Annotated in this window: 17 protein-coding genes; 10 read left to right on the top strand and 7 right to left on the bottom strand. The window is 51.6% G+C overall.

Annotated elements, in window-relative coordinates; all coding sequences use genetic code 11:
• Window position 1 precedes the first annotated feature (1 nt).
• The 4 genes from A3L09_RS04470 to A3L09_RS04455 all read left to right on the top strand — a co-directional run bounded on the left by A3L09_RS04470 (window position 2) and on the right by A3L09_RS04455 (window position 5578).
• On the top strand, window positions 2–1642 hold the full coding sequence (locus tag A3L09_RS04470; RefSeq protein ID WP_088857819.1) for a type II/IV secretion system ATPase subunit: 1641 nt from the start codon (window positions 2–4) through the stop codon (window positions 1640–1642).
• Between the two features lie 12 nt (window positions 1643–1654).
• Window positions 1655–3382 (top strand): archaellar assembly protein FlaJ, encoded by a 1728-nt coding sequence (gene flaJ / locus A3L09_RS04465; protein ID WP_088857818.1) that lies wholly within the window; start codon window positions 1655–1657, stop codon window positions 3380–3382.
• Between the two features lie 45 nt (window positions 3383–3427).
• A complete protein-coding gene (locus tag A3L09_RS04460; RefSeq protein WP_088857817.1) occupies window positions 3428–4090 on the top strand; it encodes a protein-L-isoaspartate(D-aspartate) O-methyltransferase in 663 nt (220 codons plus the stop codon).
• Window positions 4091–4252: 162 nt separating this feature from the next.
• Window positions 4253–5578: a RuvB-like helicase gene (locus A3L09_RS04455; protein WP_088857816.1), complete on the top strand. Its 1326-nt coding sequence runs from the start codon at window positions 4253–4255 to the stop codon at window positions 5576–5578.
• 35 nt (window positions 5579–5613) lie between these two features.
• Here A3L09_RS04455 and mrtA read toward each other — a convergent pair whose 3' ends face one another.
• From mrtA to A3L09_RS04440, 3 genes are all read right to left on the bottom strand, one after another.
• Window positions 5614–6234: a CPBP family archaeomyxosortase MrtA gene (gene mrtA / locus A3L09_RS04450; protein ID WP_088857815.1), complete on the bottom strand. Its 621-nt coding sequence runs from the start codon at window positions 6232–6234 to the stop codon at window positions 5614–5616.
• Window positions 6235–6237: 3 nt separating this feature from the next.
• Complete coding sequence (locus A3L09_RS04445; protein ID WP_088857814.1) at window positions 6238–7152, bottom strand: hypothetical protein; 915 nt, start codon at window positions 7150–7152, stop codon at window positions 6238–6240.
• 73 nt (window positions 7153–7225) lie between these two features.
• Entirely contained in the window at window positions 7226–8179 is a 954-nt protein-coding gene (locus A3L09_RS04440; protein ID WP_088857813.1) for an FKBP-type peptidyl-prolyl cis-trans isomerase, read from the bottom strand.
• A gap of 133 nt (window positions 8180–8312) precedes the next feature.
• Between A3L09_RS04440 and cysS the strand changes: the two genes are divergently transcribed.
• Entirely contained in the window at window positions 8313–9743 is a 1431-nt protein-coding gene (cysS, locus tag A3L09_RS04435; protein WP_088857812.1) for a cysteine--tRNA ligase, read from the top strand.
• Between the two features lie 61 nt (window positions 9744–9804).
• Here cysS and pyk read toward each other — a convergent pair whose 3' ends face one another.
• Window positions 9805–11229 (bottom strand): pyruvate kinase, encoded by a 1425-nt coding sequence (pyk, locus tag A3L09_RS04430; protein ID WP_088857811.1) that lies wholly within the window; start codon window positions 11227–11229, stop codon window positions 9805–9807.
• Window positions 11230–13454: 2225 nt separating this feature from the next.
• Entirely contained in the window at window positions 13455–14819 is a 1365-nt protein-coding gene (gene purB / locus A3L09_RS04425; protein ID WP_088857810.1) for an adenylosuccinate lyase, read from the bottom strand.
• A gap of 194 nt (window positions 14820–15013) precedes the next feature.
• Between purB and albA the strand changes: the two genes are divergently transcribed.
• From albA to A3L09_RS04410, 3 genes are all read left to right on the top strand, one after another.
• On the top strand, window positions 15014–15289 hold the full coding sequence (albA, locus tag A3L09_RS04420) for a DNA-binding protein Alba (RefSeq protein ID WP_010477671.1): 276 nt from the start codon (window positions 15014–15016) through the stop codon (window positions 15287–15289).
• A 99-nt stretch (window positions 15290–15388) separates the two neighbouring features.
• Window positions 15389–16108: an ArsR/SmtB family transcription factor gene (locus tag A3L09_RS04415; RefSeq protein WP_335755351.1), complete on the top strand. Its 720-nt coding sequence runs from the start codon at window positions 15389–15391 to the stop codon at window positions 16106–16108.
• Window positions 16109–16131: 23 nt separating this feature from the next.
• The gene (locus tag A3L09_RS04410) at window positions 16132–16665 is read left to right on the top strand and encodes a CBS domain-containing protein (protein WP_088857808.1); all 534 of its coding nucleotides are present in this window, start codon (window positions 16132–16134) and stop codon (window positions 16663–16665) included.
• Here the strand turns inward: A3L09_RS04410 and A3L09_RS04405 are convergent.
• On the bottom strand, window positions 16655–17197 hold the full coding sequence (locus A3L09_RS04405) for an NTPase (protein WP_088857807.1): 543 nt from the start codon (window positions 17195–17197) through the stop codon (window positions 16655–16657). The two genes, A3L09_RS04410 and A3L09_RS04405, sit on opposite strands and share 11 nt — an antisense overlap.
• A gap of 55 nt (window positions 17198–17252) precedes the next feature.
• Here A3L09_RS04405 and mtnA point away from each other — a divergent pair, with 55 nt between their 5' ends.
• Window positions 17253–18323 (top strand): S-methyl-5-thioribose-1-phosphate isomerase, encoded by a 1071-nt coding sequence (gene mtnA, locus A3L09_RS04400; RefSeq protein ID WP_088857806.1) that lies wholly within the window; start codon window positions 17253–17255, stop codon window positions 18321–18323.
• A gap of 9 nt (window positions 18324–18332) precedes the next feature.
• On the opposite strand, the gene trmY is transcribed toward mtnA, so the two are convergent.
• Window positions 18333–18950, bottom strand: a complete 618-nt coding sequence (gene trmY / locus A3L09_RS04395) for a tRNA (pseudouridine(54)-N(1))-methyltransferase TrmY (protein ID WP_088857805.1) — start codon at window positions 18948–18950, stop codon at window positions 18333–18335.
• Window positions 18951–19162: 212 nt separating this feature from the next.
• Here trmY and A3L09_RS04390 point away from each other — a divergent pair, with 212 nt between their 5' ends.
• On the top strand, window positions 19163–20299 hold the full coding sequence (locus A3L09_RS04390; protein WP_088857804.1) for an iron-containing alcohol dehydrogenase: 1137 nt from the start codon (window positions 19163–19165) through the stop codon (window positions 20297–20299).
• Window positions 20300–20305: the final 6 nt, after the last annotated feature.

Below are 20305 nucleotides of genomic sequence, written 5' to 3'. Positions count from 1 at the left end.
TATGGCCGCGCAGATGATCAAGAGCGACACCCTGGAAGATGCCATGCAGAGAAACCCACACCTCAGGAGGTACGTGGAAAACTTCAGGAAAAAATACGGAAAACTGCCCGAGTTCTACGCCCAGCTCAGCAGAGACATGAAGGACATAATGTACCCCAACATCCTCTATCCCGTCGGAGATCCAATATTCATCCACATATACGGCGACCCTAAAACAGAGAAAAAGTACATAGTCATCGAGCCCAGGATCGAGAACATAAACGAAGAAAGGAAGTACGAGATGGTTAAAGACAAGATCCTTGAGATAGCTCCAACCAGGGAAATTCCAGAGGATCAGGAAGAGTTCGAGAGGTTCCTAGATTCCCTCTTCGATGAGGCTGTTCTGGCACTGGTGAAAAGCAAGCAGAAAATAGGGGGGACAAAGGAGGCCTTCACGATAACCAAGGAGGAGATGGAGAAGTTCCGCTACCTCATCAAGAGGGATATCATAGGAATCGGTCCCCTCGAACCCCTAGCAAGGGATCCGTACATAGAGGATATCCACATCATAGGTGCGAACTACGTTTCCCTCGTCCACAAGATATTCGAGGCATTACCAACCAACATCACCTTCGGAGACAACGTTAAGCTGGCCGACTACTTCAAGAACATCGCGGAGCGCATAGGAAGGCCGGTCAGCGACAGGAACCCGATAGTCGACGGCGCCCTCCCCGACGGCTCGCGTATCAACATAATCTACTCCCCGGATATCTCCCTCAAGGGACCGAGCGCCACCATCCGTAAGTTCTCAGCCACCCCGATAAGCATCGTCCAGCTTATAAACTGGGGAACCCTGAGCGCTGAGGTCGCGGCGTACCTGTGGATAGCCCTTGAATACGGCATGAGTGTTTTTGTCTGCGGTGAGACCGCTTCAGGTAAGACAACGCTCCTGAACTCGATAATACCCTTCATCAAGCCGGGTTCAAAGATCTACACCGCTGAGGACACGCCGGAGGTTCAGGTGCCGCATCCAACCTGGCAGAGGCTCATAACGCGTGAGAGGGGCCCGGAGGAGAGCAGGGTCACCCTCTTCGACCTCCTGAAGGCGGCACTGCGTTCAAGGCCGAACTACATCATCGTCGGTGAGATCCGTGGTGCCGAGGGTGCCATAGCCTTCCAAGCAATGCAGACCGGCCACCCGGTCATGAGCACTTTCCACGCAGGTGACATCAAGAAGATGATACAGCGTTTCACCGGTTCCCCTATAAACGTCCCGATAACCTTCATCGACAACCTCAACATAGCCGTCTTCCAGCAGGCCGTCTACGTCAAGGGTAAGTTCCTCAGAAGGACGATCAGCGTCGTTGAGATAGAGGGCTACTACGAGGAGCTCGGCGGTGTTGCGACGAGGAACGTCTTTGAGTGGGACCCTGTGGCTGACAAGCACATATTCCGCGGTTTCAACAACTCCTACATCCTTGAGAACAAGATAGCAGAGGTCGCGGGTTACGAGGACCCCAAAGAGATTTACAACGAACTCTTCCTTAGGGCTAGAATTCTCCAGAGGATGGGAGAGCTGGGCATAACCAACTACTGGGACGTCTACCGCGAGATCAAGGCCTTCTACCAGCGCGGTATCGAGGGTCTGAGCTTTAGGATCTGAGGGGGGATCCAGGTGAGCGACGGAAAGATCAGCATCTTCACCAAGGCAGACCTTGACATGAAGACCTACATACGCAAGATCCTCATACCCTACGTGGCCATTTCAGCGGTTCTCTTCATAGTCGCGGCCATATTCTCCAACCTTCTGATGATATCGTCCGCCCTCTCACTCCTCCTCTACTCCATCCCGGTCATTCTCCTCATATACGCCGCGGTTTACCCCTACATAGTGGCTGACTCAAAGAAGATCTCGATAAACTCCCACATTCCTTACTTCATAACCTACTTCGCTGTCCTCTCGACGAGCGAGATGGGGAGGTCCGACCTGATAAGGATACTCGCCCACGATCCAAAGCTAGGGGCAATAGCCAGCGAGCTCAAGAAAGTCTACGTGATCGTGGAAAAGCTCCACAGATCCATGCCCGAGGCCTTCCGCTTTCTCGCGAGAAGAACCCCGAGCAAGGTCTTCGCGGACTTCCTCGACAGGCTGGCATACTCCCTCGACAGCGGTGTCGACATGAAGGAGTACCTCTTCCAAGAGCAGAAAACAGTTATGGACGACTACGAGACATTTTACGAGGGCGCCCTCTACGATCTGGACGTGTTCAAAGAGATCTATGAGTCAATAATCATCTCCGTCGTCTTCATGGCCAGCTTCATCATCATAGGACCCCTGATCACGGGTCAGGATATAGGAAAGCTCTCCCTCTACACCCTGGCAATCATCCTGGCGGCTGAGATAGGTGTTTTCCTAGTCATAAAGTTCAGAATGCCGGAGGATCCGATATGGGCCAGCACCAAGGGGATAGAGACCGAGAGAATGAAGCGCCTGAAGAGGGCGGCTCAGATCTCCGTTCTTGGGATCGTCATAACCGGCCTAGCGTACTATCTCTTCATAGGACCGCGGTTTGAGATACCCAAGCCCTTCGTAGTGGCCCTGGTGCTCACCCCCCTCTACTACGTTGGCCACCTCGCGGCCAAGGAGGAAGAGTCAATATTTAGAAAGGACGAGAACTTCGCCGCATTCATAAGGAGTCTGAGCTCATCACTGGCCGCGAGCGGCACCTCCCTCGTCCTCGTCCTCAAGTACCTAAGCGCCCACGACTTTGGATCGCTTACCGACGACATAAGGGCCCTCTACAGGCGGCTGGCAATCAGAGTGGACCGGGAGAGGGCCTGGGACTTCTTCATAGCCGGAACCGGAAGCTGGCTCATTGGAATCTTCTCCGAGATATTCAGGGAGGCAATAAGGCTCGGTGCCGAGCCCGACTACGTTGGCTTGGTCATAAGCAGGAACTTCGAGCGGCTGGTCAGGCTGAGGAGAAAGAGGCAGCAGAGCATGGCCAGCTTCATAGGTATAATCTACGGACTCACGGCCTCTTTCGCCTTTGCCCTTGCGGCCTCCTTTCAGGTCGCAGCGTCTATAAACACTCTCTTCGGCCAGCTCCAGATCCCGACGGAGTACATAGGCGACATAATCCACGTCATTCCGCCGACTGGAATGAGCTTCGTCATGTACGTTATGCTTACGATAATGATAATCCACTCTCTCCTCTCCGCCCTCGCTATAAAGACCGCCGACGGCGGCCACTGGATAGTCGCCCTCAAGTACTTCGTGATACTCCTCTGGATCTTTGCCGCGGGCATGTACGCCGGTCAGGTTCTAATGGAGAGGATGATGGGCATTACGAGCGGAGGAAGCCAAACCCAGCTCCTCGGTGTCCTCTTCAGCGCCCTCTGAGGGACAACCTTAAGCCATCCTCATCCTAATTTTGGAGTGATAGCTATGGATGAGGACGAGCTGAAGGGACTCTGGAAGAAGACAGTCAAAAGGCTGGAACTTGAGGAGATCCTGAAAGATGGGGAAGTCAAAGGGGCCCTTCTCAAGATCCCAAGGTATCTTTTCGTTGAGGAGAGGTACAGAGGATACGCACACGTTGATGAACCCCTCCCAATCCCCGCGGGCCAGACGGTAAGCGCCCCGCATATGGTAGTCATAATGCTTCAGCTGGCTAAACTGAGGCCCAAAATGAAAGTTCTGGAGATTGGAACCGGGAGCGGCTGGAACGCGGCTTTGATAGCGGAGCTCGTGAAGACCGACGTATACACCATCGAGAGGATTCCTGAGCTGGTCGAGTTCGCAAGGAAGAACATTGAGAGGGCAGGTTATTCCCACAGAGTCCACGTCATCCAGGGGGATGGGACGAAGGGCTTTCCCCCTAAAGCTCCCTACGACAGGATCATAGTTACGGCAGGGGCACCGGATATTCCAAAGCCGCTCGTTGAGCAGCTGAAGCCGGGCGGAAAGTTGATAATTCCCGTGGGAAACTACCACCTCTGGCAGGATCTTTTGGAAGTTATTAAGCTCCCAGATGAATCGGTAAGGGTCAAAAACCACGGCGGCGTTGCGTTCGTTCCACTGATAGGTGAGTACGGGTGGCATGGGTGATCCTTAAGAGGAACACTTAAATCCCCTCACTTTAACTATTCAAGGCTATGATGAGATTGGCCTTTGGGGTGAACGATGCCCGGGATCGACGGCCTGAGCCCGTCAAATTTTTAAACCCATCCCCTTTTTAGTAACTTCTGGAAAGATAAAGGGGGTGAGACCATGCCCATCATCGAAGAAGTGGCCGCGCCAAGGAGCCTCGAGAGGGTGGGGATGCACTCCCACATAAGGGGCCTCGGCCTCGACGAGAACGGCAAGGCGAAGTTCATGGCCGACGGAATGGTGGGACAGGTTAAGGCGAGGGAAGCGGCTGGAATAGCGGTCCAGCTAATAAAGAAGGGCAAACTGGCCGGCAAGGGAATACTGCTGGCGGGCCCTACGGGAAGCGGTAAAACAGCCATAGCCATGGGCATAGCCAGGGAACTAGGCGAAGATGTGCCCTTCGTCCAGATAGCTGGAAGCGAGATCTACTCAAGTGAGGTGAACAAAACGGAGTTCCTTAAGCAGGCCATGAGACGAGCCATCGGAGTCAGGATAAGCGAGGAGAGGAAGGTCTACGAGGGAGAGGTCAAAAAGATAGAGGTCAGGAAGACCAAGCACCCCTTCAACCCCTACGTTGAGATACCCGAGAGTGTGATAATAACCCTCCGCACCAAGGACGACGAGAAGACGATAAGGGCGGGCAGGGAGATCGCCTACCAGCTCATGGAGAGCGACATCGAGGAAGGGGACGTTATCCAGATCGATGCCGAAACCGGCAGGATATCCAAGGTTGGAACAACGAAGGAGGAAGAGGGGCTTTTCTTCAAGAAGAAGGTCAACCTCCCGAGCGGCCCGGTTCTCAAGATCAAGGAGTTCACCTACACCGTCACACTTCACGACCTAGACGTTGCAAACGCCCGCGGCAACATATTCGGCCTGCTCTTCAGCACGGGGGCAGAGATAAGTGATGAAGTCAGGAGCAGGGTTGATGAAACCGTCAAGAAGTGGATAGAGGAAGGAAGGGCCGTTCTCGTTCCGGGAGTTCTCTTCATCGACGAGTGCCACATGCTCGATATCGAGGCGTTCTCGTTCCTGGCAAGGGCCATGGAAAGCGAACTCGCGCCGATACTCATCCTGGCCACAAACAGGGGCATGACGACGATAAGGGGCACCGACATAAAAGCTCCGCACGGGATCCCCATAGACATGCTCGACAGGCTCCTCATAATAAACACCGAACCGTACAAGAAGGAGGAGGTCAGGGAAATAGTAAAGATCCGCGCGAAGGAAGAGAAGATTGAGATAAGCGAGGAGGCAATTGAATACCTAGCTGAGCTCGGCGAGAAGACCAGCCTGCGCTATGCAGTCCAGCTTCTAGCACCAGCCAGCATACTTGCCAGGGGTGGAAAGGTCGAGAAGGAGCACGTGGAGAAGGCCAAGGAATACTTCGCAGACCTCAGGAGAAGCATCAAGTTCGTGGAGAAGCTTGAGGGAATGCTCCAGTGAAGTTTTTTTCTCTCATTCCAAACTTTTCTGAAGGATTACAGCGGAATCACTCCCGCCTTAACGAGGGCACAGAGGAAGTCAAAGAACGCCGAGCCGAGCCAGTGGAGCAGAAAGCTCAAAAGGAAGCTTCCAGACTTTAAATCAAGCCACCCAAAAACGATGCCAGCGAAGAAGGAGTACGGCACCTCCACCCCGGGTTTGCCAAGGTGTACCAGAGTGTACGGAATGTCCTGAGCAAGGATGGCGAGCTCTTTATTCTCCCTTACCAGGGGGAATAGCAGAAAGCCTCTGAAAAATGCCTCATGGGCAAACATTACGAGACCCATAATCATTTCCTTCTCCCCAAACTCCCACCAGCTCGAATAGGCAAATCGGGGGTAGTAACCCCTCATGGAAGGAACGAAGATGCCGGCAAAGCTGAGAACGACCGCCAGCATCAGTAGGACACCGAAAGCCCTCCATCCTCCACTTGGACGGGCAAGTCCAAGATCCCTCAGCTTGAAGCCGAGAGAGAGGGAAACTACTAGCGGGATGATGAGGTACCACAGAGTCAGCCAGAGGGCCCAGCTTTCCAGGAAGCCCCCAAAGAGTCGGGGTACAAAAGAAACCGGCAGAAGGATAAGAAAAAGAACATAGGGATTTCTCCGAACACCCATAAGTTACACCATAAAGCTTATCGTCGTCGTGCTCGGATACCTCTTCACCTCAATGCCCCTGTTGGTGAAGGCTATGCCTATCTCCAGGGGCCTGTTGGGGTTCGCCCTCCTGACAACCCTGATGCCAACTTCGTCCCCAAGACGATCTTTGTTGAGCCTTGCAACGTAGGTGTAGAGGAGCCTCAGAAAGTTGTGGTAGTCGTGCATCTCGTTCAGAAACTCCCTCTGCTCAGGGTTCAGCCTGGGCATTATATACCTGTGGAAGAACCAGTCAAAGCTCCCGGTGGTTTCAGAGGCGTAGACGAAAAGGAGCTTGTAGAACTCGGGGTTCTTGTTGCCGAAGACGGAGTCCATGTAGGGGATGGCCTTTCCAAGGATCCTGCTGGCGTCCGTGAACTTAAGGTTTACAAGCCTCAGGCGGAGGTCGCTTCCCAGGATCTCGATGTGGATGAACCTGTTGTTGCCAAAGTCCATGTAGATCTGGTTGTAGAACATCACAAAGTTTCTCGGCCTAAAGTTCATCTGCTGGAGGATCCTCACCACCGCGTCCCTCATGCGAGAGACGAGTGAGGGATCCCCAATGAGCAGGGCCTCTACACCTCCAACCCGCTCCCTCAGAACAACATCCCTGTCGAGCCTGAACTCGACTTCCCTCCTCCACCCTGGCATGTTGTACTTATTGAGTATCCTGAAATCAACGAGGGAAACTCTGACATCCTTTTCCAAGTTGCCAAAGCGCTTCTTTAAGATAAGGACGGGATGATACCGCGACGAGGGATTCAGATAAGAAACTGGGATCTCAGTAACCCTGGCGAAAGCCGGGAGAACCTCGCGTATCTTCTTCTCGTCGGCCTGTGAAAACCTGCTGGTGAGATCCCGGATCAACACCTCAAATCTCTCCCTACTCAGGGCAGGCATACTCTCACCTTCTGAAGAATTCTGCATCGAACATTATAAACTTCGCGGAAATTGGAAGAGAAAGGAAGAAGGATCACTCCTCCTGCTCATCCTCAGAGTGGGATTGTTCTCCCGGGGCCTCTACGGACGCTTCTCCCTGTGGAGAGCCCTCAGACGGGACCTCCTCAACCTTCTCGTCTTCTACCACTGTTTCCTCGCCCTCTTTTCCCTCCTCTTGTGGGGTTTCCGTGGCATTCTCAACGGTTTCCGGAGATTCTGAAGTGCCTTCGTTTTCTTCGCCTTCCCCGGCTTCTTCAGATTCTCCCCCCGCTTCAGATGGCTTTAGGAGTTCCTCAACCGTCGGCTTGAACTTGACCTCCTCGTAGCCTATGAACTTGAGGTCGCTCTCAAGGAGTATCTCGCCGAGGACGAGCGTGTTCTTATCGACGCTCTCCAGTACAGGGCTGAAGTTCACGGTGACGTCCTTCTCCCCCACCTCTATTACGACCTTCTCCTTGTCGACCATCGGCAGGCGAAGCTCTATCATGGCCTTGACTTTCTCTATAGGATCCTCCACCTTCTCAACGACCTCGACTTCGTAGACGAGATGTTTGCCGGCGTAGGGGTGGTTGAAGTCAACCCGAACCCTTCCGCTTGAGACGCTTAGAACCCTTCCCCTAAGCTTCTTCCCGTCGCTGCCCTCAAACTCAATCTCCATCCCCGGAATCGGGTACATTCCCCTTCTCCTGAACTGGCCGAGGGTGAAGGTCTTGATGAGTTTGGGATCGCGCTTCCCAAAGCCCTTCTCGGGCGGGACGATTATCTCGTACTTCTTCCCGACCTCAAGGCCCTCAAGCTGCTCATCCAATCCCCTGAGAACGTGACCCGCCCCAACCGCTATTGGAACCGGGCCGTAGATACCCTTCTCGCTGTAGATCCCGGCCTCTTTGGCAACCTCCTCATAGGTAGTGTCAAATATCTCGCCGGTTTCCTTGACCTTTCCGGTGTAGTGAAGCCTTACGACGTCTCCCTTCTGAACCTTCGTCATGATCATTACCTCCTCTAATTCCTGAGTGGCATTTAAGGCCACCACTTTTAAGCTTTTGCCGCGACGTTCTACCCATATTTGGACGGCGATAACCTAATAAAACTCCCGGTGAAGTTGTCCCGGTGGTGAGAAAATGGCCATAAAAATATACAACACCCTAACGAGGCAGAAGGAGGAGTTCAAGCCGCTGAGAGAAGGCGAGGTCAGGATGTACGTCTGCGGTCCAACGGTTTACGACTACACCCACATCGGCCATGCGAGGACATACATTGCCTTCGATGTGATAAGGCGCTACCTCGAGCACAAGGGTTATACTGTCCTAATGGCCATGAACTTCACGGACATAGACGATAAAATAATTAGGAGGGCCAACGAGACTGGCGAAGACCCGAAGGAACTCGCGGAGAAGTTTCTCAAATACTTCCTTGAGGATATGAAAGCTCTCAAGGTTAAACCGGCGGACATATACCCCCGCGTCACCGAGCACATTAACGATATCATCGACTTCGTGAAGAAGCTCCAGGAGAAGGGCTACGCCTACGAGGGAAGCGATGGCGTTTATTTTGAGGTCAGGAAGTTCAAGGACTACGGAAAGCTCAGCAAGATAAAGGTTGAGGAGCTCGTTAAGGGAGCGCGCGTTGAGCCGGGCGAGGGCAAGAAGAACCCCGAGGACTTCGCCCTCTGGAAGAAGGCCAAGCCTGGCGAACCCAAGTGGAAGAGTCCCTGGGGCGAGGGAAGGCCCGGCTGGCACATCGAGTGCTCCACGATGAGCACGAAATACCTCGGCGAGAGCTTCGACATCCATGGGGGAGGGAGCGACCTAATCTTCCCGCATCACGAGAACGAGATAGCGCAGACGGAAGCGTGCACCGGCCACGAGTGGGTTCGCTACTGGATGCACACCGGATTCCTCATGGTGAACGGCGAGAAGATGAGCAAGAGTCTCGGCAACTTTGTGACGATTAGGGAAGCGCTGGAGCGCTACGATCCGGAGGTAATAAGGCTCTTCGTCCTTCAGAGACACTACCGCTCACCTCTCGACTACACGGAGGAGGGCCTTGAACATGCCAAGAACAACCTTGAGCGCCTGTATAACACCCTTGAGAACATCCGCGTGGCTATGGAGAGGGCGGAGATATCCTTCAAGTGGGATAATGAGGAGTTCGAGGCCTACGAAGCCATAAGGGACGGCAGGAAGAAGTTCTACGATGCTATGGACGACGACTTCAACACGGCTGAAGCCCTCAAGGCAGTCTTCGAGGTAAGCAACGCCGTGAACCGCTACCTTACCCAGGTCGAGAGGCCGAAGGAGAGCATCCTGCGGAAGGCATGGGAGTTCTTCAAGATTGTCAGCGAGGTCTTCGGAATCTTCGAAGACTACTTCCGCGAAGAAAAGGCCGGAGAGGAGGAAGCTTTGATAAAGCTCCTCATCGACGTCCGTGCCCAGCTCCGGAAGGAGAGGAAGTTCGACCTGGCCGACAAGATAAGAGACGAGCTTAGAAACCTTGGAATCCAGCTCGAGGACACGCCGCAGGGAACCGTGTGGAAGAGGATCAAGATCTAAAAACTACCAACTTTTTATTTTCCTTTTGAAAATTCAAGAAAAATCAAAAAGAAAACAAGCCTCACGGGATCTGGAATATCCTTATCGTATTCGTTCCAACGGTCTTTCCGATTGGTGCCCCCTTTGTTAAGAGAACTGTATCCTCCTCCTTCACCAATCCCAGGCCCTTTATAAGGCGTACTATCTCGCACTCATTGTCGCTTTCAACAACAAAGGGATAGACACCGTAGCTGAACATAAGCCCATTTGCCACCCTCTCGTCTTTGGTGAAGGCAAGGATCCACTGTTTTGGCCTGAACCTTGAAATCAGCCTCGCAGTGTAGCCGTTCTTTGTGGGAGTGAGGATGTATTTTGCATCGATTACCTGGAGAGCCTCTATTATGCCCCTAGTAACCGCGTCCTTTATCGTTCCCCTCTTTGGAATCTTTTCTTTCCACTCAAGCATCCTCACGTTTCCAAAGCTCTCCCTGTAGGCCTCGGTGGCCCTTGCTATCCTTGCCATCATCCTCACGGCATCCACAGGGTATTTGCCCACTGCGGTCTCCTCCGAGAGCATAACGGCGTCGGCACCGTCGAGGATGGCGTTGGCAACGTCTGTAACCTCGGCCCTCGTTGGCAATTTCTCCACAGTCATACTCTCCAGCATCTGCGTTGCGACTATAGCCGGTTTTCCAGCAGTGACAGCCTTCTCTATGAGCTTCTTCTGGAGTATGGGAAGCTTCTCAATAGGCATCTCCACACCCAGGTCACCCCTAGCTATCATCACTCCGTCCGCGGCTGAGAGTATCTCGTCAAAGTTTCTGATGGCATCCGGGCGCTCTATCTTGGCCACAATGAAGAGGTTGCCTCCCCTCTCGCTTATGAAGTGTCTGACCTTCAGGATGTCGTAGGCAGAACCGACGAAGCTTACTCCCGCAGCGTCGACGCCGTTCTCTATCATGAACTCCAGAATCTCGAGATCCTTTTTTGTTATTGCCTCTAGGGGTATCCTGGCATTTGGAACGTTTATTCCCTTGTGAGAATACAAGACGCCCCCAACCAAAACCTTGCAGACAACGTCCGTTCCCGTTACTTTAACCACTTTGAGAACTATGAAGCCGTCGCTCAGGTAGATGGTGTCCCCTGGGGACACAAGCCTCGGGAACTCTTTGAACTCCACGGGGATCATTCCTTCCATGCCCTCAACGTCCCTAATCGTTAGAGTTACCGTCTGGTTTCTCCTCAGCTCCACCTTTCCGCCTATGATCTCACCCACCCTGATCTTGACCCCAGGGAGATCCCCGAGTATGGCAACGCGTCTTCCAAGTCTGACAGAAACGTCCCTTATTCTCTTGATAGTCTCCCTGTGCTCTTCAAACGTGCCGTGGGAGAAGTTTATTCTGGCAACGCTCATTCCGGCCTTTATCAGCGACTCTAGAGTCTTTCTATCCCTCGACGCTGGACCTATCGTAGCCACTATCTTCGTCTTATGTGATGGTAACCTCATCACCCTCACCCTCCATAAGAATACTCTCCCATCGTTTTAATACTAATCGGTTAGCATATAGCCCCGCTTTAGCGCTTTCTTGTAGATTTTTCAACATATTGGATTTTTGTTCTTGTACCCCTCCCGTTTTCTTATGTCATGAATTTTTCTGTGATTTGTTACATTATTAAAACGTAATATTAATAATTATTTAAAATATTTTTTTAGAATTTTTGTATATGTTTTAAATTTATACATTTTATAGTTTTAAATTTTGAAAATTTGATAGCCATTATTTAAATTATTTTTAAAAATGTTAAAAAATGGCAATTTTATACTTATATTAAACTTAAAATTCTAACTTTATAAAAATAAAAAAATTAATTCATTATTCACTGATACCTTAGCTTGATACCATAATGGGAACCCGTTGGGGGTAATGGAAATTTTTCAATTAAAGCCCGCTCTTACACCACCAGTTTTTGGTTACGAGCAAAGGTGGTTATTGATCGGGCTAGTGCCGACCTAGCAATTGGATTTAGAATAACACGCGCGGAGCCCCACTCTAGCGGCTTACCCGTCACCAGTTCAAGCTCAGACTGGCCTGTGACGGTGACTATAACCCTACCATTCCTCGTACGGGCGGGCTTTTTTTAACCAGCTCCAACTTCCTTGTCTGTCGGTTCACCTCGATAAACGGCTGAGAGTCAGCACGGGTTGTGTAGGCTTTCAACCTGGGCCTCCGTATCTCAGCTACACAGTGAGATAAGTGAAGGTACCTAACGGCAATTTCAGGTGGGATATCAGTTTTTGGCTTCATTGTAGTCCTCCCCTACGTTTGAGAAAAGGCCTCGAACCTGTCCATGGCCTTGTTACAGTATGAGTACCGCCTCAAATCTGTTGAGGTTGCTTTGTACCATGCCTCAGGAACAGGGTTTGAGATATAATGTCTGACTGTGGTACAAGGCCATTATGTATCTGCCCCGGTTTCTGCCCCCATTGGGGTATTGTGGCGTGGCCTCTCTTATATTTCATGGACTCCAATTTAGATGCTATTATGGTTGTGAGCTCCCCCTTGTTTTGATGTTCTTTGCTGTACTTTAGTTTGTCATATAAGATACATTATATCTAAAACTAAAGAACAAAAACGAGCACTTAATGGGGCATTCAAGCAGAGATGGGAACAGTTTTTCAAGAAGCTCTTATTAGATCTGCTGGAAGAAAAACACCACGGAAAGTGCTCACGGATTAAGCAAGAGGACAGCAGGAACAAAAACCCATCCAGTCATTCGAGGGTTAAAGCTACGGAAGCCATAAACTCAACTTTTAAAACCCCTCAATGCAGAGGGATTTCTTGTATCTCCTGATCAACTACTCAATTTCAAAGCGATATCTAATTAATTAGGAAGCTCAATGCAGTTGAAAAGCCAAATTGAGGAGACGGGTTCTCTGAGGAGACGACGTTTATCATTGGTACCCCAATAATGTGTAGCTGAGTAAACTATCTGCCTAGTTGCGGCCATAGGGCCTTTAACAGCGCTGCAAACAGTACCCTCAACATTTCCCTTCAGACACGTTCCAAAAGGACCTTCCATCTAACCTCCTGAGAAGGGTTTTATCTCTTGATTATTTCATGACCTCAGCTTTCCTTCTAACTTTGATGGGTGTTAGAAGGTGCTCGCGGATAATTGGGGTAGGCCTTGGGCTTCTTATAACAAGCATAGTGAAAAATGATCACAGTCCTCCTTGCATTCTGGCTTTTATTAAGTATTTCAGGGAGGCAGATCAATATGATATCGGTAGTTTCCTAAATGGGCATACTGGATGCCCTCATCAGGTGGATAACTACCTTTCATTGTAATAGAAAACTGGTCATGTAATAGCGGGCTTCACACTTGAACAATTGACGTTCTTGGCATCCCAACATTCCAGGCAACCAAATGCTCGCCTTTGTTCATTTAACATTGTTAAGTAGTATAAATTTACCATTTTTTACTATTTATAATAGTTTTTAAACAACTTTAGATTTCTAGGTTTATTTTAAAAGCCATAATATTAATAAAAATTAGATATTTTATATTATTATTTTATTTTTATATTAAAATAAATGAAAAACATCTTATCTAAGGTTTCAGATTTAAGAATACTAAATGTAATAATTCACTGAGAAATCTGAGAGATAAATTGTAGAAAATACTCTAAAAGAATGCCCAAAGAAAAAGGCAGTAGAAAGGCCTAAAGAAAGATTACTGGCCTTTAGATACTTCTTCCCGCTCTTTCTCCTCTATAAACGCGATTACATTGTCCACTATCCGCGGTGCAAGCCCAATGTAGTTCTCAGGCTTTAGTGCTTTGAAGTCCTCTTCACTCAGGAGCTCCCTCGCGGTCTTGTCCTCCCTCACGATCTCAAGAAGGTCTCTGCCCTCGCTGAAGGCCTTCATGGCCAGCTTCCTTACAAGCTCGTGCGCCTCCTGTCTCCCCATGCCCCTTTCGGTGAGCTTCAGCATCAGCGGCTCGGCCATTATGAGGTTCCTCGTCATATAGAGGTTCCTCTTTATGTTCTCCGGGAAGAACTCGAGGCCAGAGAGCACCTTTATCATATTCCTCAGCATCTCATCGAGGAGAACGAAGCTCTCTGGTAGAACAACGCGTTCGACGGAGGAATTGGTAAGGTCCCTCTCGTGCCAGAGCGGATTGTTCAGCAAAGCGGGGATCACATTGGAGTAGAGAACTCTAGCTAAGCCACTCACCTTCTCGCTCCTTATCGGGTTTCTCTTGTGAGGCATGGTTGAAGAGCCGACCTGCTTCTTCCCGAAGGGCTCGCTGACCTCAAGTATCTCGGTCCTTTGGAGGTTCCTGATTTCTAGGGCCATCTTGTCGAGAGTTGAGGCAACGATGGCAAGGAAGGCCATGAGCTCGGCGTAAACATCCCTCTGTATTATCTGGTTGCTTATCCTCGCTGGTTTGAGACCAAGGTCTTCCATAACCAATTTCTGTATCTCAAGCCCCTTCTCTCCGAAGCTCGCCATGGTTCCAACCGCGCCGCTCATCTGACCCACGAGGATCCTCTCCTTGAGCTGGTTGAGTCTGTCTATGTGCCTCTGCACCTCATCAAGCCATATCGCAAACTTCATGCCGTATGTCGTTGGGATGGCGTGCTGACCGTGCGTCCTTCCGATGCAGACGGTATACTTGTGCTCCTTCGCTAGCTTCTTGAGGACTGAGCGCAGCTCCCTTAGGTCTCTCTCGACTATAGCAAGGCTCTCCTTTATGAGGAGCGCGTTCGCGGTGTCTATTATGTCGTTTGAAGTTGCACCTAGGTGGACGTATTTGCCATGCTCGCCGCAGACCTCACTTAAAGCTTTAACTACCGCCATTATGTCGTGGTGTATCTCCGCCTCGATTTCCTTAACCCTCTCGAGCTTAACCCATCTCGTGTTCGCTCTCTCAGAGATTACTCTCGCGCTCTCCTCCGGGATGTTGCCAAGCTTTGCGTGGGCCCTCGCTAGGGCAGCCTCGACGTCAAGGAGCTTCTGAAGCTTGTTCTCCTCGTCCCAGATGCGCCTCATCTCTTCGCTTCCATAGCGGTAGTCGATCGGATGAACGGCCATTTTATCACCATCTACATGTCAATTTAAAGGGGTTAAAACCTTTTCTTTGGCACAATAATGTTAAGATGTGAAGCGGCCTTTCGCGGAATCCCCTTGCAGAGGGGCAACTCCCTTTCGTGTCGATGGGAAAACCGAAAAGTATTTAACCCTATCCCGGCGATAGCCTAACGACAAAACTTCCGGAGGTGCCAGAAATGGCTGAGGAGCACGTTGTCTACATTGGAAAGAAGCCGGTTATGAACTACGTCCTGGCCGTTATCACCCAGTTCAACGAGGGTGCCAAGGAGGTCACCGTGAAGGCTCGCGGTAGGGCTATCAGCAGGGCCGTTGACGTCGCCGAGATCGTCAGGAACAGGTTCCTCCCAGAGGTCAGGGTTAAGGAGATCAAGATCGGCACCGAGGAGCTTCCGACCGCCGACGGCAGGACTGCCAACACCTCGACCATCGAGATCGTTCTCGAGAAGCCGTGAACTGATTAAATCCCTTTCCTTTTACTCTAACCCCTTTTACTTCAAGCCGCCTTGAACCTGTGGAAAGTTTTAATACCTATCGTCCCCAATCTTATTCTGGTGGCGTTAGTGGGAGACGGCAATGTCATAGACATCAACGACGAAAGCGCGAAGCTTCTTGCGCAGATCATAACAAACGAGAAGGCACTGGCCATTCTTCACGCTATTGAGGAAGAGCCGAAATCGATAACCCAAATAGCGGAGGAGCTTAACTTCCCCCTCTCCACGGTCAGCTACCACATAGAGCGAATGCTACGGGTGGGACTCGTTGAACTGGCAGGGAAGAAGTACGGCAAAAAGCTCCAAGAGGTGAAGCTCTACCGTGCATCCAACAGGCCGATCCTCATAGTCCCCCGGCGCGATGCTACGAAGGTGAGCAAAAAACTGCACACTATAGAAAGGCTCCACGTGATAAGCCTGGGACTGGCCGCTTTCATCTCCACCGTCGTGTATGCAGTTTCAAAGAGGTTCCTTGGAGCTAAACCCGCGGGGACGCTCGCCATCACAAACACCACAAACGTCACTGAGAGCTATTCGGTGAGTGAAAACATATCCAAGTTCGTTATCACAGGCACCAACACCACAAGGCCGCCTGCAGCAACAACCACGCCCTTACATACGGTTTCAAATGGCACAGTAAGCGGCGTAGCCCAAACTCACGGTTCTAACTGGAGTTCCCTTCCGTTGTATCTAGCAATAATAACGTTCATTATCGTTTTTCTGGTCGCATACTGGCTTCTTAAGAGGAAATCCCAAAACGTTTTTAAGAGTCGCGAGTAACCCCCACTGATGGGGTGATAGAGTTGGCAGAGATCGCGGTGGGTCAGGTGGTCAAGAGAAAGGCAGTAATCGTAAAGCCAAACGATACCGTGCACAGGGTCGCGAGGGTGTTGGCACGTAACAAGGTGGGAAGTGCCGTTGTCGTTGATGAAAACGATGAGATCGTAGGGATTATCACTGATAGGGACATCCTTGACAAGGTCGTTGCCAAGGGGAAGGATCCGAAGAAGGTCAAAGTGAAGGACGTCATGACCAAGAACCCCATAACAATCGAAGACGATTACAGCATCCAGGACGCGATCGACAGGATGATGGACAAGGGTGTCAGAAGGCTCCTCGTCACCAGACTCGGGAAACCCATCGGCTTCGTTACGGCTGCGGATCTGCTCACGGCACTCAACACGTACAACAGTGAGGAAGAGGAAGAGACGGAGGAGGAGACCGAGGTCTACGGCATCTGCGAGATCTGCGGTCAGTACGGCCCGCTCTACAAGGTCTACATTGAAGGAGGAGAGAAGTGGGTCTGCGAGAGCTGTAAGGACTCCCTCAACCTCTGATTCCCTTCAGTTCTTTCATTACCTTATCCAAAATTATTCCAAATTCTGCGTTCCTGTTCTCAAAGCTAAGCGCATGAAGTTCTCCAAGCGGTCTGAACCTGTCGGCAAATTTGCGGTGGACGACCGCAAGAAGAGGCTTTTCCGACTTCAGGACTTCTCCGACGGCTTTGGCGAACTCGTCGCTCTTGTACTCCATCGGGCCGATCTCGTCTATGACTATCAGGTCTGCCTCTACTAGGGCTCTTCTTATCGCAGAAACGCCGACGCGCTCGATTTCATCGACGTGGACGATGTACTTCCCGAACGGAACGCCAGGGAGATGTGAGGTGCCCCTAATGCTGGCGAGGGTTCCCTCCTCGCCGGTGTCGAGGGCAGTTATCTTGAACCCGACGCGCCTTCCGCCCCTGCGCACTTCCTGGGTTATCATTCCGCCGACGATGTAGCCCCAGCGGTCGGCTTCTTTAGCCACCCGCTCAACGAGCGTTGTTTTTCCGACTCCAACTGGCCCCGTTACGAATATTCTCAGCACCATTCCGCTCACCGAAGGAGCTTTAAGTTCCTCCCTTAAACACTTTGGGGTGATGGGTATGGAGATCAGGTACAAGCCGGAAGAACTCACCAGGTTACCAAGGAGCGTTAGATATGAGCCAGGAAAGGTCATCATGATAGACCAGACCCTTCTCCCGAGGGAGTTCAGGGAGATAGAACTCAGGACCGTTGACGAGGTCGCCGATGCGATAGTTACGATGAAAGTCCGCGGAGCGCCGGCAATAGGCGCTGCTGCCGCCTTCGGTTTGGCACTCTACGCGGACACGACGAAGGCCAAGACCAAGGACGAGTTCATGAACGGGTTTTACTCAGCCTACGACAGGCTCAAGAACACGAGGCCCACAGCCGTCAACCTCTTCTGGGCCCTCAACAGGGTGAAGAAGCTGGTTGAGGAGCACATGGAGGATAGCCTTGATGAGATAAAGAAGCTCATCGTTGCTGAGGCTCAAAAGATAGCCGACGAGGACGTTGAGGCCAACCTGAGGATGGGCCACTACGGTGCGGATGTTCTCCCCGAGGGTAATGTTCTAACGCACTGCAACGCGGGAAGCCTTGCAACGGTTCAACTCGGAACTGTTGGGGCCGTTTTGAGGGTCATGCACCGCGATGGAGCTCTGAAGCTCCTCTGGGTGGACGAGACAAGGCCCGTCCTTCAAGGCGCCCGCCTGAGCGCATGGGAGTACCACTACGATGGAATTCCGCTCAAGCTGATAACCGACAACATGGCGGGCTTTGTGATGCAGCAGGGCAAAGTTGACGCGATAATAGTCGGAGCAGATAGGATCGTTGCCAACGGGGACTTCGCCAACAAGATTGGAACGTATACCTTGGCTGTTCTGGCAAAAGAACATGGAATTCCGTTCTTCACGGTTGCACCGCTCTCAACGATAGACATGAGCCTGAAGAGCGGGAAGGAAATACCCATAGAGGAGCGCAAGCCGGAAGAGGTTCTCACCTGCGGCGGCTGTAAGATAGCGCCGGACGTTGACGTCTACAACCCGGCCTTTGACGTCACCCCCCACAAGTACCTGACTGGAATAATAACCGATAGGGGCGTGGTCTGGCCGCCCTTCGAGAGGAATCTAAAGAAGCTATTCAAGCTGGGATGAGGCTTTTCTTTATCCTTTCTCATTTCTGTGTCCTATCCCATCCAGCCAGATGTTGACGAAAGCCACTACGTGCGAGGCCAGGTAGCTCTTCCTCCCCACCCTAACCTTCTCCACTATGCCCTCAAGGAATCGTTCATCATCTTTGCTGAGGCCAATGTGGTCTCCGAGAATGAATGCAGGGTTCTGAGGAAATCTGACTTCCGTTATAGGTTTTCCATCCTCGACGAGGTAGTAGAGCGACGAGTCCTTCATTACCCTCCGTATCACATCCTCGAAAGTCATGTTGCTGACGTAAACTCCCGGGAAGACTTCCAATTCCTTTAGGGGATCCCGCAGGTCCTTTCCTGCCTTAAGGGCCCTCTTGAGGATTAACGCCGTGCTCCTCTCGTCTGGATTGAGGCGAACCTTCAGTCTTGGTCCTTCGAAGTGGACGGTCTTCGGGGGATTGGGCTTGCCGTAGAGCGTCATGAAGACCCTGACGTCCTTTCTTATGCCGTGCGAGAGGAGGAATGCGCTGTTGAGGAACCTGCAGAGGAGATCTATCCTCCCTCCTGTCCCGGGAAGGTCTTTGAGCGAGAAGTCCGGGGAAGTCACGGTAGTGTTTGCCTTAATGATGAACGTTCTCATGGAAAACACTAAAACCTCAAGGGTAGAAAAACCCTTTGGAAATCGAGCTCCTGTTGGGGCCCCTCTGGTGGTTCATCCTTTCCACGCACAGTACTCGGATTGGTGACATCATTGACGCAACTATTCATCGCATGTTGCAGTTTTGCACCCCCAGTACTTCCCCCATGCGAGAGGATTAAAAGTCGACCAATCAACCAACATTGGTGGTGCCCATGTTCTGGCTTAAGACCCGCATAGTTGAAGGTGAGGGTTCACTGGAGAGCCTCAAGAACGAGGCCAGGAACCACGAGCGCGTTCTCATTCTGTCCTCAGGTTCCATGAAGAGAGGAGGATTCCTGAGCGAGGCCGAGGACTACGTTAAGGAAGCGGGCGCAGAGACCATGAGCATAGCGGGCCTTCCTGCGGAGCCGAGTGTCGAGGCGGTGGAGGAGTTACTGCCGAAGGTGAGGGAGTTCCAGCCTGACCTTCTCATAGCCCTCGGCGGTGGCAGCGTCATCGACACGACTAAGGCATTGAAGGTCTTCTACGATGCCCCTGACCTCGTCTTCGAGGAGATAGCATTCATCGACCGCTTCTCGAAGCCAAAGCCCGTTCCAAAGTTAAAGACTCCACTCATAGCGGTCCCCTCAACGAGCGGCGCCGGAAGCGAGGTTTCCGCCGCGAGCGTGCTGAAGAAAGGTGGGGTCAAGTACAACATAGTCACCCCGGAGATAGCGCCGGATGTGGCTATTCTCGACCCGAGGCTACCGAGGAGGATGCCGAAGGAAGTCGCCCGGAACTCCGGCTTGGATGTCCTTGTCCACGGGATAGAAGCTTACACGACGAATGTTGCGGGACCTTTCAGCGACGCGATGGCGATTCGGGCTATAAAGACCGTCTTCGAGTGGCTTCCAAAGTCCCTTGAAGGTGATGCCGAGGCGAGGGCAAGGATGCACTACGCGGCGACGATGGCTGGGATAGCCTTCCTCAACGCACGCCTTGGTTTGGCACATGCCATGAGCCACAAGGGAGCGTGGATGGGACCGCACGGCCTTCTCAACGCTATATTGATACCCTACGTGATGAAGTTCAACGCCGAGAGAAGCGAGTACGCGAGGAAGCGCTATGATGAGATAGCGAGAGAGCTTGGACTGAAGAGCGCGGAGGAGCTGATACAAGCGGTCAAAGAGCTCAACGAGCAGCTTGGGGTTCCAAAGCTTAATGACCTTGTTGATGAAGAAACATTCACGGCAAAGCTCGACGAGATGGTGGAGAAGGCTTACCATGACGGGCTGATAGCGTTTAATCCAGTGGAACCAAAACCGGAGGAGATAAGGAAGCTGTATTTGAAGGCTTTCTACGGGGAATGAATGGGA

It is taken from the genome of Thermococcus profundus, assembly GCF_002214585.1.
GTDB lineage: Archaea > Methanobacteriota_B > Thermococci > Thermococcales > Thermococcaceae > Thermococcus > Thermococcus profundus.
This window is presented reverse-complemented; position numbering and strand designations above follow the sequence as displayed.